16 protein-coding genes are annotated in these 12,100 nt (G+C 69.8%); 10 read left to right on the top strand and 6 right to left on the bottom strand.

Annotation, left to right across the window (positions count from 1 at the left end; genetic code table 11):
- Positions 1 to 11: 11 nt before the first annotated feature.
- Positions 12 to 965, bottom strand: coding sequence for a helix-turn-helix transcriptional regulator (locus ACFV2O_RS08965; protein WP_379251333.1), 954 nt, complete (start codon positions 963 to 965; stop codon positions 12 to 14).
- Between the two features lie 380 nt (positions 966 to 1,345).
- Between ACFV2O_RS08965 and ACFV2O_RS08960 the strand changes: the two genes are divergently transcribed.
- Positions 1,346 to 1,495 carry a hypothetical protein gene (locus ACFV2O_RS08960; protein ID WP_379251331.1) on the top strand — a complete coding sequence of 50 codons (150 nt, stop codon included), beginning with the start codon at positions 1,346 to 1,348 and terminating at the stop codon, positions 1,493 to 1,495.
- A gap of 46 nt (positions 1,496 to 1,541) precedes the next feature.
- Here the strand turns inward: ACFV2O_RS08960 and ACFV2O_RS08955 are convergent, their stop codons facing one another.
- Both ACFV2O_RS08955 and ACFV2O_RS08950 read right to left on the bottom strand, forming a co-directional pair.
- Positions 1,542 to 1,970, bottom strand: a complete 429-nt coding sequence (locus ACFV2O_RS08955) for a low affinity iron permease family protein (protein ID WP_379251329.1) — start codon at positions 1,968 to 1,970, stop codon at positions 1,542 to 1,544.
- 132 nt (positions 1,971 to 2,102) lie between these two features.
- Positions 2,103 to 3,029, bottom strand: a complete 927-nt coding sequence (locus ACFV2O_RS08950) for a YihY/virulence factor BrkB family protein (protein ID WP_379251327.1) — start codon at positions 3,027 to 3,029, stop codon at positions 2,103 to 2,105.
- A gap of 228 nt (positions 3,030 to 3,257) precedes the next feature.
- On the opposite strand from ACFV2O_RS08950, the gene ACFV2O_RS08945 reads away from it, so the two are divergent.
- Positions 3,258 to 3,746: an FBP domain-containing protein gene (locus ACFV2O_RS08945; RefSeq protein WP_356961448.1), complete on the top strand. Its 489-nt coding sequence runs from the start codon at positions 3,258 to 3,260 to the stop codon at positions 3,744 to 3,746.
- Between the two features lie 216 nt (positions 3,747 to 3,962).
- Here ACFV2O_RS08945 and ACFV2O_RS08940 read toward each other — a convergent pair whose 3' ends face one another.
- Entirely contained in the window at positions 3,963 to 4,394 is a 432-nt protein-coding gene (locus ACFV2O_RS08940; RefSeq protein WP_379251324.1) for a YbaB/EbfC family nucleoid-associated protein, read from the bottom strand.
- 115 nt (positions 4,395 to 4,509) lie between these two features.
- Positions 4,510 to 4,902 carry a DUF4440 domain-containing protein gene (locus tag ACFV2O_RS08935; protein WP_379251322.1) on the bottom strand — a complete coding sequence of 131 codons (393 nt, stop codon included), beginning with the start codon at positions 4,900 to 4,902 and terminating at the stop codon, positions 4,510 to 4,512.
- A 91-nt stretch (positions 4,903 to 4,993) separates the two neighbouring features.
- Here ACFV2O_RS08935 and ACFV2O_RS08930 point away from each other — a divergent pair, with 91 nt between their 5' ends.
- Positions 4,994 to 6,106: an alcohol dehydrogenase catalytic domain-containing protein gene (locus ACFV2O_RS08930; RefSeq protein ID WP_379251320.1), complete on the top strand. Its 1,113-nt coding sequence runs from the start codon at positions 4,994 to 4,996 to the stop codon at positions 6,104 to 6,106.
- A gap of 51 nt (positions 6,107 to 6,157) precedes the next feature.
- Here ACFV2O_RS08930 and ACFV2O_RS08925 read toward each other — a convergent pair whose 3' ends face one another.
- The gene (locus ACFV2O_RS08925; RefSeq protein WP_355070163.1) at positions 6,158 to 6,592 is read right to left on the bottom strand and encodes a MarR family transcriptional regulator; all 435 of its coding nucleotides are present in this window, start codon (positions 6,590 to 6,592) and stop codon (positions 6,158 to 6,160) included.
- Positions 6,593 to 6,668: 76 nt separating this feature from the next.
- On the opposite strand from ACFV2O_RS08925, the gene ACFV2O_RS08920 reads away from it, so the two are divergent.
- The 7 genes from ACFV2O_RS08920 to ACFV2O_RS08890 all read left to right on the top strand — a co-directional run bounded on the left by ACFV2O_RS08920 (position 6,669) and on the right by ACFV2O_RS08890 (position 12,068).
- Entirely contained in the window at positions 6,669 to 7,115 is a 447-nt protein-coding gene (locus ACFV2O_RS08920) for a MarR family winged helix-turn-helix transcriptional regulator (RefSeq protein WP_379251317.1), read from the top strand.
- 99 nt (positions 7,116 to 7,214) lie between these two features.
- A complete protein-coding gene (dapB, locus tag ACFV2O_RS08915; protein WP_379251315.1) occupies positions 7,215 to 7,961 on the top strand; it encodes a 4-hydroxy-tetrahydrodipicolinate reductase in 747 nt (248 codons plus the stop codon).
- A 37-nt stretch (positions 7,962 to 7,998) separates the two neighbouring features.
- Complete coding sequence (locus ACFV2O_RS08910) at positions 7,999 to 8,499, top strand: hypothetical protein (protein ID WP_379251313.1); 501 nt, start codon at positions 7,999 to 8,001, stop codon at positions 8,497 to 8,499.
- Between the two features lie 28 nt (positions 8,500 to 8,527).
- Positions 8,528 to 8,980 (top strand): flavodoxin family protein, encoded by a 453-nt coding sequence (locus tag ACFV2O_RS08905; protein ID WP_355070171.1) that lies wholly within the window; start codon positions 8,528 to 8,530, stop codon positions 8,978 to 8,980.
- A gap of 73 nt (positions 8,981 to 9,053) precedes the next feature.
- The gene (locus ACFV2O_RS08900; RefSeq protein ID WP_379251569.1) at positions 9,054 to 9,770 is read left to right on the top strand and encodes a DNA-binding response regulator; all 717 of its coding nucleotides are present in this window, start codon (positions 9,054 to 9,056) and stop codon (positions 9,768 to 9,770) included.
- Positions 9,767 to 11,056, top strand: a complete 1,290-nt coding sequence (locus ACFV2O_RS08895; protein WP_379251311.1) for a sensor histidine kinase — start codon at positions 9,767 to 9,769, stop codon at positions 11,054 to 11,056. Before ACFV2O_RS08900 ends, ACFV2O_RS08895 begins: the two co-directional genes overlap by 4 nt.
- Positions 11,049 to 12,068: a hypothetical protein gene (locus ACFV2O_RS08890; RefSeq protein ID WP_356961455.1), complete on the top strand. Its 1,020-nt coding sequence runs from the start codon at positions 11,049 to 11,051 to the stop codon at positions 12,066 to 12,068. Before ACFV2O_RS08895 ends, ACFV2O_RS08890 begins: the two co-directional genes overlap by 8 nt.
- Positions 12,069 to 12,100: the final 32 nt, after the last annotated feature.

Below are 12,100 nucleotides of genomic sequence, written 5' to 3'. Positions count from 1 at the left end.
GCCCCGCCGCGTCACGCGCTGAGCGTCGTGTGCGGGGGTCGGCCGTACGCGCCGCGATAGGCGGTCGCGAATCGTCCCGGGTGAGCGAAGCCCCAAGCCGCGGCGATGGAGGTCACTGTGTGCCCGTCGTCGGGCGAGAAGTCGCGCAGTTGTTCGTGCGCCCCGCGCAGGCGAAGCCGCCGCAGATACGCCATGGGCGTGGTGTCCAGATGGCGGCGGAACGCCAGTTGCAGCGCACGGGCGCTGACATAGGAGGCCGCGGCGATGTCGGCCACGCTGATGTCCTCGCACACATGTGCCTCGAGGTACGCCACTGCGCGCCGCACGGTGTCGGGGTGGGCGTCGTTGCGGTCGCTCGCCGTCGGATCCAGGTGTGCGGTGCTCGGCAGGGTGTGCAGCACGGTGGCGGCCAGGTACTGCACGGCGGTGGATGCGATCAGCGGCGTCTCGCTGGCCACAGGATCCGCGGCGACACCGCGCATATGCCCCAGTACGTCGGACAGATGCTTCGCCGCGACCGCGGAGACCGGGCGATGACCCGTCAGGCGAACCGGCTCCAGGTCGTGCTCGGGGCTCGCGGCCGCCACCCGGGTCAGCAGCGCGGGATCGAACATCGTGATGCGGTAGCGGGCGTGGTGGACCACCCCGGAGTACGGCAGGTCCGGTGGCGTGAGCAGCCCGAGTTCACCGGGCTGGAAGAAGTCGGTGGTGCCGTCGGCATAGTTCTCTTCGATCGACCCCGAGTCCACCTCGCACAGGCAGATCTTGCCCAGCGGCTGAGCGTCGTACTTCATGTCGAAGCTCAGGTCGAGATCATCCAGGCTGACCGGACCGAGCATTTTCCGGGTGATGTCCGTGCGCACCGCCACACCGGTGCTGGTGCCGATCCGCATCCTGGTGTAGTTGGAATTGAGGAATTCCTCTGTGTCGCCCAAACTGTCGCTGTGGAAGGCCAATGACTCCATTGCTGCGACACTCCTGCTGTTTCGATAAGGCATCCCGCCCAGCACGTCGTAAAAGGTTTGTCGAGCAACTCTGCTTCGACGTGCGGCCTGGTCACAACCGTGGTCGATTCAGGCGAGGCGCGCGGTTGGTACCACCAACTGCGATGAGGCTCCGATCCCGCACGCACCGAGATGAGGTGAATACCCGCTCCGGCTGCGTTTCAACCGTCGGGAGACTCCTACTCTACCCGCCGCGCGGCGATCGCACCGGGCGCCTGGGACGGGCACGCGCGGGTGGCGCGGGCATCGACGTGTTTCGTCCGCACCTGAGCGGCCACCCTGACCACGAAGGGCGCGGTGGCGTCCTTCTACAACGCCGTCCCGAGAGACGAGGAGGCCCTATGGTTTCGCAGGACACGATCGCGCAATTGCGCCAGGACATCACCACCGCCTCGGACGCGGGTGACGAGGTGAATGCCGAGCGCCTGCGCCGTGAGCTCGCCGAAGCGATCCGGGAAGCCGACAAGAGCGGCGAGACCGAGCAGCGGTGACGGATCGGCGGACGCGCAGGCCGGCTGCTGCCGGCCCGGGCGCCGCTCAAACCCCGCGCTCCCCGGTGTGGCTGCCCACGGGGGCGGTGTGTGGGCGGGGGGGTCGCCGGAGTTCGGGGTGCTCGGAACTCAGCTCGCGCATCAGATCGCCAAGCCCGTCGGCTATGGCGTTGAGCTTCTGCTGGATGGCGGCGTCGGAGCGGCTCTGGGTGTTCTGCAGCAACGCGACGAGCAGGAACGTGATGATCGTCGTCGCGGTGTTGATGACCAGTTGCCAGGTGTCGACGCTCGGCAGCAGGAAGATCGTCGGCGCCCACACCAAGACCAGGATCACACAGAAGACGAAGAATCCCGCTTTGGAGGCCAGTGCGCTGGCCGCTGTCGCGAAGCGGTCGAACACCGACAGTTTCCCTTTGATGTCCGACGGCATGGTGGCGGGCTTTCCTGCGACGGGGCTTTCAGTGCGCTGAGCCATGCGAATCCTCTCGAAAATGCCCGATCCAGACGAGCTTCGATTTACCTGACCGGCCGGGTTCAAACGCCGTGTGCGGCGCGGCTGTGTCACCGATGCGCCGGCGCTGCCCCGCGAAACCCTTGCGGTTGTCGCTCATTCGTCGGGCTCGTCGCGCGGCGGCAAGTAGGGCTCGGCCTCCTCGGGGTGGCCGCTTGCGATGCTGCGCGCACGCGCGAGTTCGGCATCGAGTTCCGCCCCCAGCAGGATCGCGATGTTCGAGATCCACAGCCAGACGAGGAAGACGACCACGCCACCAAGAGAGCCGTAGACCCGGTTGTAGGAGCCGAAGTGGCCGACATAGAAAGCGAATCCCCAAGACGCGCCCGCCCAGAGGAGAACGGCTATGGCGCTACCGGGCGTCAGCCAGCGGAATCCCGGCTGCCGCACGTTCGGCGCCGCCCAGTACAGCAGTGCGAAGACCAGACCGATCAGTGCCATCATCACCGGCCACTTGACGATGCCCCACACTGTGATCGTCGCGTGCCCGAGGCCGAGCCACCGGCCGATCTGCTCGGCCAGCGGACCGCTGACGACGACGCCGACGGTGCAGGCGCCCAGCAGGACCACCACCGCGGCGGTCAGGGCGACCCGCACCGGCACGGTCTTCCAGACCGGCCGCCCCTCCGCGATGTCGTAGATGGCGTTGGTCGCGCGCATGAACGCGCCGATGTAGGCGGACGCGGTCCACAGCGCCGACGCCAATCCGAGCAACGCCAGCGGTCCGGCGGGTGCTTGCGCTTGCTCTATGTTGTTCACCGCGTCGGCGAGCAGATCGGTACCGCTGCCCGGCGCGATCTCGCGCATGGTGTCGATCAGCGCTTTGGTGTCGTCGCGTCCCAGCATGCCAAGCCCTGCGGTCAACACGATCAACCCCGGAAACAGCGACAGCACGCTGTAGTACGTCAGCGCCGCGGCCCAGTCGGTGAGATTGTCCCTTTGGAACTCGCCGACCGACCGCTCGACCACGCCCCACCACGACCGCCACGGCAGATCCGCGGGCCCGCGCAGCCGGCGTCGCACCGCAAACCTCTTCTGCAATCCCTGCGCCACCCGCCTCACCTCCGCTCGCGACGGATACCCGGCAGGTGGGCTCCGAAACAGATTCGGAGCCAGTGATGTTCGATGATTTCGGCGCACTCGATGGGTGCTGGGCGGGGTGTGCGGAGGGCGGAAAATCCGTTGTTCCCCGTAACACGGAACCGTAACGTCGCTCGAGTTTGTCCACCGATCGACCGAAGGAGACCCATCGTGGAACCCGTCACCGAACGCGACATCAGGTCGTCGTTCGTCAACTGTTCGAAAGGCGACGCCAAACGGCTGCCGGTACCCAAGGACCTGGACGAACGGCCCTGGGCGGATCTGGACTTCCTCGGCTGGAGCGATCCGTCTCTGCCCGGGCGCGGCTACCTGGTCGTCCCGCGGGACGACCGCTTGGTGGGCGTGGCGCTGCGCTATGCGACCGGCGGCACCGGCCGGGCGCAGATGTGCACGATCTGCCTGACCACCCATACCGGCGGCGGGGTCTCGCTGATGACCGCGCACAAGGCGGGCGAATCCGGCCGTAGGGGCAACTCGGTCGGCACCTACATGTGCACCGATCTCGCTTGCTCGCTCTACGCGCGCAACAAGAAGCGCCCCGCGCTCGGAAGCCGATACCGCGAGGATCTCACGCCAGAAGAGAAGATCGAGCGGGTGCGCGACAACCTGAACACCTTCCTGGCGAAGCTGTACGCCTGATCCTCGCGCCCATCCACCGGCAGCCCGTGCGCTGCCCGCCAGAACGGAGGTAGATGCCATGTGCCGACATTCGACAACCGCACTATCGAGCCACCTCGAGTCGCCTACCCCGCAACGGGACTCGGGGTGGCCGTGATTCCTCGCCGGTCGAGTCGGCCCGAGCGCCCGGGTCGTCCCGTCCGGCGAGGAATCACCGCTCCGGAGATCCCGAGCGCATCAGCCCGCCGGTTCGTCGCGCGCGGGTTCCCACACCGCGCGCAAGCTGGGGGCGCCGGGGACCAGATCGGGCAGGTCGGGGATCGAGCCCGCCTCGGCGACGATCGGAGCGATGATCGCCGCGTGCTGTTCACGGGCCAGCCGAGCCGCCTGTTTGCCCGCTTCGGTGACCGAACGGCCCAGCTGTTCCGGTGTGCCGCGCAGCGCGGTCGGCGCGAACCGTACGTCGACGAGGACGCCCGCCGCGTCAACGGTCACCTCCACCGACTTGTCCGCCGACGCGGCCGTGCACCGCACGGCGGCCAGCTTGTCGCGCGCCTCCGACAGGTGGGTGCGCTGCTCGGCGAGCGCATCCAGGATGTGGTCCACCTGGTTGCGGATTCCGCTGTTGGCGGAGCGCAGCCCGTCGCGTTCCCACCGGTCCACCGGCACCGACCTCCTCGAGTCCACCTTGTTCCCGACCGTCGAACCGCGTCCGGGAACGAGGTCGAAATTGTCCGGCAGGCGGGACGCGAACGCATCGCGCGCATCCCGATGCTGGGAAGGGTCAGGTCGGTGCGGACTCGGTCTCGTGCACCGTCAGCCAGCGAACCGCGCCGGGGTCATCGGTGGTCAGCACGGCGGTCACCCGGCGGCTGGTGACGTTTCCGGCCGTCCGATGTGTCTCCAGGAACCGCACCACCGCGATGTCGCCGGAGCGCAGGAGTTCCTCGACTTCGGACACTTCGATCGCCAATCCGGGCAGAGCGTTTCGCGCGCCGCGGACACCCGCGAGCAACGCGCCGCGCCCGAGTACTTCGCCACCGGTCGTCACCATACTGAACCGCTCGTGCTGCGCCGCGGCGAATCGCTCGAACACCTCCGCCTGCGCTTGCGACCCGAGCCACGTGGCGAGGTCGGCGTGCAACCGCTCGACCGCATCCACCAGATCCACACCCATGCGCGGCATCGTACGCAGGCGGCGCCCGACGTGGCGAGGAGCGGCGACCGTCCCATGTGCCCGGACCGCAGGGCGCGGTAGCGTCGGCGGCATGAAGATTCGTGGAGCGGTCCTGGAGCAGATCGCGGCGCCGGCGCCCTTCGCCGAGTCGGCGCCCATCACCGTGTGCGATCTGGAGCTGCGCGAGCCGGGGCCGGGAGAACTGCTGGTCCGGATCGAGGCGGCGGGGATCTGCCATTCGGACCTGTCCGTGGTGGACGGCAACCGGGTCCGGCCGGTGCCCATGCTGCTTGGCCACGAGGCCGCGGGCCGGGTGGAAGCGGTCGGTCCCGGTGACGGCGATATCGCGGTCGGGCAGCGCGTGGTCATGACGTTCCTGCCGCGGTGCGGTGAGTGCGCGGGGTGCGCGACCGACGGTCGCACGCCTTGCGTGCCCGGCAGCGTCGCCAACAACGCGGGCGAATTGCTCAACGGCGGCAGGCGGTTGTCCCGTGACGGCGCCGAGGTGCACCACCACCTGGGTGTGTCCGCTTTCGCCACCCACGCGGTGGTGGATCGCAGGTCGGTCGTGCCGGTCGAGGACGACGTGCCCGCCGAGGTCGCCGCCGTCCTCGGTTGCGCCGTGCTGACCGGCGGTGGCGCTCTGCTGAACTCGGCGCGACCTGGCGCCGGTGACCGGGTGATGGTCGTCGGCCTGGGCGGCGTCGGGATGGCGGCGGTGCTGGTCGCGGTGTCGCTCGCCGCCGAGGGACACGAGGTGATCGCGGTCGACACCGTGCCGGAGAAGCTGGCGCTCGCCCGGGAATTGGGCGTGCACGCGGCGTACACCCCGGCCGAGGTCGCCGAGCTCGGTGTGCAGGCCGAGGTGGTGGTCGAGGCGGCGGGCAACGTCCGTGCCTTCGAGACCGCCGTCGCCGCGACCGCTCCGGGCGGCACGACCGTGACGGTCGGACTGCCCGCTCCCGACGCCCGTGCCAGCATCTCGCCGTTGGCGCTGGTCGCCCAGGGGCGCTCCATCGTCGGCAGTTACCTCGGTTCCGCGGTGCCGTCGCGGGACATCCCCGAGTACGTCCGCATGTGGCGGGCGGGACGTCTGCCGGTGGAGCGGCTCGTCTCGGCGCACGTCGGGCTCGACGAAATCAACCGCGCCATGGACGAACTCGCCGCGGGCCACGCCTTGCGGCAGGTCATCGTCTTCGACTGACCCGGTGCGCCGCCGGAACCCGCTCGACCGCGGGCGTGCGGCGCGCGTCGCTCAACCGGCGGGCCGGTCCATCCGGTCGACGAATCGCTCCAGCAGGCGGGCGAACTCGGCGCGCTCGGCGGGGGTCCAGTCGGCCATGGCGGCGGCCATGGCGGCGCGCCTGCCCGCTCTGGCCGCGGCCACCGCCTGGTTCCCGGCGGCGGTCAGGCGCAGGACCGAACGCCGTCCGTCGCGCTGATCGGCGACGCGTTCCAGCAGGCCGGAGGACACCGCCTGGGCTGCGAGGCGGCTGGCCCTCGGCTGATCCACGCCGAGCGCGGGAGCGAGCGCGCCGACCGTGTCGGCCGCGCCGTCGGCCACGGCGTCCAGCGCGCGGAACACCGCGACGGGAATCGCCCCGTCGCTCAGCGCACCGCGTGTCTGCCTGCGCCGGATCCGAACCATCGCCGCTTCGACGGCGACGGTGATCGCATCGTCCTCGTCCATTCGCTCACTTTGTCATGCCCGGAATTTATATGTCATGCTACATGCAGTTGTTGATATGCATAGATTGGAAGTGGTCATGGCCGTTCATCGCCCCATCGGGTACTGGCTGGTGGAGCTCGATCGACTGATCAACCAGCGCTTCGACGAAGACCTCGCCTCGGGTGGACTCACTCGCAGGCGCTGGCAGGTGACGCACTCGCTGGCCGACGGACCGCAGCGCGCCGATGACATCCGCGACGCGCTCGACACGTTCTGGACCGACGACTCCGAATGGCCGACCGAACTGGCCGGACTCGTCGCCGACGGGCTGGTCTCCGACGACGGGGGCGTGCTGTCGCTGACCGCTGAGGGCCGCATCACTCACGACCAGGCATTCGTTCGGATCGCCGAGCGTAGAAGGCAATTCGCGGAGGGAATCAGTGACGAACAGTTCGCCGCGACCGTGCGGACCCTGCAGCGGATGGTCGAGAATCTCGGCGGCGCGCCGAACTCGGAGATCGGGGAACCGCAGCGGGCGCGATAGGCGGTTGCCGCCCTTTCGCGGGGCACTGTCGGGCGGCGGGCTCGCGGTCGGCCTAGCCCATTAGGCTGATCCCGACCGGAAACGGAACGAGGAGGTGCGGTGGCCATTCGGGTCGGAGTGCTCGGAGCGCGAGGCAAAGTCGGACAGGCGATCTGCGCGGCGGTGACGGCGGCGGACGATCTGGAACTGGTCGCCGCCGTCGACAAGGACGATTCGCTCGACGGGTTCGCCGCGGCGGATACCCAGGTGGTCGTCGACTTCACCCACCCCGACGTGGTGATGGGGAATCTGAAGTTCCTGGTGGAGCACGGCATCCACGCGGTGGTCGGCACCACCGGTTTCGACGAGGCTCGCTTGGCGGAGGTGCGGAGCTGGTTGTCGGGTCGCCCAGAAGTCGGCGTGCTGATCGCGCCGAACTTCGCCATCGGCGCGGTGCTGACCATGCGTTTCGCCGAGCAGGCCGCCCGGTTCTTCGAATCGGTGGAGGTCATCGAGTTGCACCACCCCAACAAAGCGGACGCGCCGTCCGGCACCGCCTACCGCACCGCGGGCTTGATCGCCGCCGCCCGGGACAAAGCGGGCCTGAACCGCAGTCCCGACGCGACGACAACCGAGCTGGAGGGTGCGCGCGGCGCCGAGGTGGACGGGGTGCGGGTGCACTCGGTGCGGCTCGCCGGTCTGGTCGCCCACCAAGAGGTGCTGTTCGGCACGCAGGGTGAGACGCTCACGATCCGGCACGACTCGATCGACCGCTCGTCGTTCGCCCCCGGTGTGCTGCTCGGCGTGCGTGAGATCGCGAACCGCCCCGGCCTCACCGTCGGACTCGACCCGTTCCTGGACCTGTGAGCCGGCGGCGAGCGCCGCGGCGGGCCGGAGCGCGACCGTGAGCGGCTCGGAGCCTGCCGAGCGCAAGGGCAGCGGGGAAATCGTCAAGGTGGTCGCGCCGATCGCGGCGCTCATCTTGGTGCTCGTGTTCTATTTCCTGCTGCTCGGCCGGATCGCGTTCAGCCTGATCGGTTCGGGCGATGTGGCGGCGATCGTGATCGGCGTCGGCGTGCTGATCCTGCCGCTGCTGGGCGTCTGGATCGTCGTGGCCACGGTGCGTGCGGCCCTGGCGCATCAGCATCTGGCGCGGCGCATCCACGACGAGGGCCTGGAACTCGACACCTCCGCGTTGCCGCGCCTGCCGTCCGGCCGCATCGAACGCTCGGCCGCCGACGAGCTTTTCGCGACGGTCAAGGCGGAGTGGGAGGCCGACCCGGACAACTGGCGCGTCTCCTACCGCCTCGCGCGCGCCTACGACTACGCCGGTGACCGCACCAGGGCCCGCGAGACCATGCGCCGCGCGGTCGCCTTGGAACGGCACGAGCGCGGCACCGACTGACGAACGCGCGGGCCGATACCATCGCAGGGTGGCCCGGTTGCTGATCATCCATCACACGCCGTCCCCGCACATGCAGGCGATGTTCGAGGCCGTCGTCTCCGGGGCCACGGACCCCGAGATCGAAAACGTGGAGGTGGTGCGCCGAGCCGCGCTGGCCGTCACCGCGTCCGACGTGCTGGCCGCCGACGGATATCTGCTGGGCAGTCCGGCGAACCTGGGATACATGAGTGGTGCGCTCAAGCACGCGTTCGACACGTTCTACTATCCGTGCCTGGACTCCACGCGCGGGCGTCCGTACGGCATGTATCTGCACGGCAACGAAGGCACCGAGGGCGCCGAGCGCGGGGTGGCGAGCATCACCACCGGACTGGGCTGGGAGCAGGCCTCCGCCGCGGTCGTGGTCTCCGGTCCGCCCGCCAAGGAGGATTTGCAGCGGTGCTGGGAGCTGGGCGCCACGCTCGCGGCCGGGCTGATGCCCTGATCCCCCGAATTCTGGTGTCTGACCATGGCGCACCATTGCCCGGCATACTGTCTGCGATGTTGTCGCGGTGGGGATGTGGACGAGTACCTCGGGATGGGAGAGCCAGGTGACCTGGGCCGAAGGGAGCGAGAACGCCCCGCGCCGAATCGGATTGGTCGAGGACCACGAATCGGTCGCGATCGGTCTCGCCGCGATGCTCGCGCGGGAAACGGATCTCGATCTGGTGCTGACCGCGGGCACCGTGCCGGAACTGCTGTCCGCCGCCGACGGCGCGCCGAAGCTGGATCTGGTGGTGCTGGACCTGCGGCTGGCCGACGGGTCCTCGCCCGAGGACAACGTGCGCGCCCTGCGTGACCGCGGCATCGAGGTGCTGGTCTTCACCGGCGCGGACAACGCCTTCCTGGTGCGGTCCGCCGCGCGCGCCGGGGTGCTCGGTGTGGTGCGCAAGTCCGAGGACGTGCCGACGGTCGTCGCCGCCGTGCGCCGTGCGGCCAGCGGCGAACAGGTGGTCACCACCGACTGGGCGGCCGCCATCGACGGCGATCCGCAGTTGTCCGACGTGGGCCTGAGCCCGCGCCAGGAGGAAGTGCTCACGCTGTACGCGTCCGGGGAGAAGGCATCCCGGGTCGCGCGGTTGACCGGTCTGTCCGAGCAGACGGTCAACGACTATCTCGGCCGGATCCGGCAGAAGTACGCCGACGCCGGTCGTCCGGCGCCCACCAAGACCGACCTCTACAAGCGGGCGGTGGAGGACGGGTGGTTGCCGGTTCCCGAGCGGCAGCGCGGATGACCGCGTCCAGCATGCTGGACACTCCGTCGCACCCCCGTTCCCGCCCGCTCGACCGGCCGCGTGCGAGCCGTTGGCGTCGCGGAGTCGTCGCGCTGTCCAGGGAGAAGGCCTCCGAGGGCGCCGCCGATCGCATCCTGCGCCGGTTCGGGTTCGCCATCGGCATCGCCGGCGTGATCGCCGCGATCGTGGAGCTGCCCGAGATCGCCGATCAGGGCCGCTTCGTGCCCGTTCAGTGGACGATCGTCGAGGTGGTGCTGGCGTTCGGACTGTTCCCGGTGCTCGCGGTCGTTTCGGTCGGTATGGGCCCGCGCGTGATCCAGCGGGTGGCCGGTGCGGCGGCGGTGAGTTTCCTCGGGGCGATGGCGGTGGTTCCGGTGGCGTACGCGGCGCCGAATGCCGAAGCGGCTTCGGTGTGGCTGTATCGGGTGTTGGCACTCGGCGTGCTCGCGGCCGTGCTCGCCTGGCGTCCACCGCTGGCCGTGGCCTACCTGGTGGTGGGTGCGGCGTTCAGCGCGCTGGCCAATCTGGTCGTGCTGCGGGAGACCACCGCACTCGCGCTGCTGGGCGATTTCGCCAGGGCGGCGGGACTGAGCGCGCTGTTCCTGTGGTGCGTGATCTATGCCAGGGCGGCGGCGGCGCGAGTGGATCGTGAGTCGGCGATCGAGAGCAGCCGCGCGGCGGCGGTCGCGGGCACGGCGGCCCGGGAACGGGAACGAGCGCGATTCGCCGCGCTGATCCATGACGCCGTGCTGTCCACTCTGCTGGATGCCTCTCGCACCGGGACCGAATCTCCGGTGCTGCGCCGCCAAGCTGAACGGACCCTGGAACAACTCGACGAGTGCCGGGGCGCCGAGATCGAACTCGACCGCCTGGACGCGCAATCCGCGATCGGGTTCCTGCGCTCGGCCGTGCACGAGGTGAACCCCGGTATCCGGCTCACCACGCGACGCTGGGCCGGATTCGACGATCTGCACCTGCCGGTGGACGCCGCGAGCACGATCGCGGCCGCGCTGGCCGAGGCCGTGCGCAACAGCCTGCGGCACGCCACCGTCGTCGGACGAGAGGTGCGCCGGACCGTCACTGTGACGATCAGCGCCGGCGGGATTCGCGTGGTGTTCCGCGACGACGGAGCGGGCTTCGACCTGAGCGCGGTGCCCGTCGATCGGCTCGGCATCTCGGTGAGCATCCTGGGCCGCATGCGTCAGCTGTCCGGCGGCGCCGGGTTCGTGGAATCCGAGCCGGGCGAGGGAACGACCGTGACGCTGGTGTGGGGCGGAAATGGCTGAGACGGAAACCGAATTCGGGTTGCGCGATCTGCTCGGGCTCCGCGACCGCGCGGCCTGGTTGTTCCTGGTCGTGCTCGAAGCGACCATCGTGCTGTACATGGTCCGGAACTTCTCGGAATCGCCGGTGGCCGCGGCGGTCGCGGCACTGGTCGTGCTGGCGCTGGCCGGTGTCGTGGTGATGGCGGCGCCGACCGACCCGCTGCCTTGGCCCGCGACCGTGTTCGTCGCCGCCTCCGGACCGCTGGCCACCACCCTGACCTCGTTCGATGTCGAGCACGGTTGGTCGAAGCAGGTGTGGACGGCGTTCGCCGCGTCCTACGTGCTGGCCGTGCTGGTGCTGCGCGGACGATCGGCCGCGGCCTGGCTCGGTGTCGCCGGCATCGGCGTGGTGATCGCCGTGGTCGGTGTGGTGGCGGGCCTGCGGGAGGGCGTCGTCGTCGGTTCGATCGTGCCGGTCGCCACGGTCGCCGGGGTTTCCCTGTTCGCGGCGATCATGCGGCCCACCCAGCGATCGCTGCGGCTGCTGCGCGACGAAGCGGCCATGCGCGCCGCCGCCGAAGCCGCCATGGCCGCGGAGAACTCCGAACGCACCCGTCAGCTGGCTCGGTTGGACGCGGTGGCGCGCCCGATCCTGGAACGCATCGCCGACGGCGACGAACTCACCGCCGCCGAGCGGGAACAGTGCAGGCTCCTGGAAGCCGAACTCCGCGACGGGCTTCGGGCCCCGCAGCTGGCCACCGACCAACTCAGCAGCGCCGCCCGCGGAGCGCGCTCCCGCGGTGTCGAGGTGATCCTGCTCGACGACGGCGGTTTCACCGGCGTCCCGCATCGGGTGCGCCAGCAGGTGATCGACGCCGCCACCAAAGAACTGGACGCCGCCAACGACGGTTCGGTCACCGTCCGCATCCTCCCGACCGGCCGCCGCATCCTGGCGACCGTCCTGGCCACCGCGTCGGACCGCGACCGCCGCACCGAGATCGACGCCACGGGCGCGGTCACGGTATCCACCTGACCTGTCGGTGCCCCATGGCATCGTTGTCGGTT

Source organism: Nocardia sp. NPDC059691 (assembly GCF_042733915.1).
Taxonomy (GTDB): Bacteria; Actinomycetota; Actinomycetes; order Mycobacteriales; family Mycobacteriaceae; genus Nocardia; species Nocardia sichangensis.
This window is presented reverse-complemented; position numbering and strand designations above follow the sequence as displayed.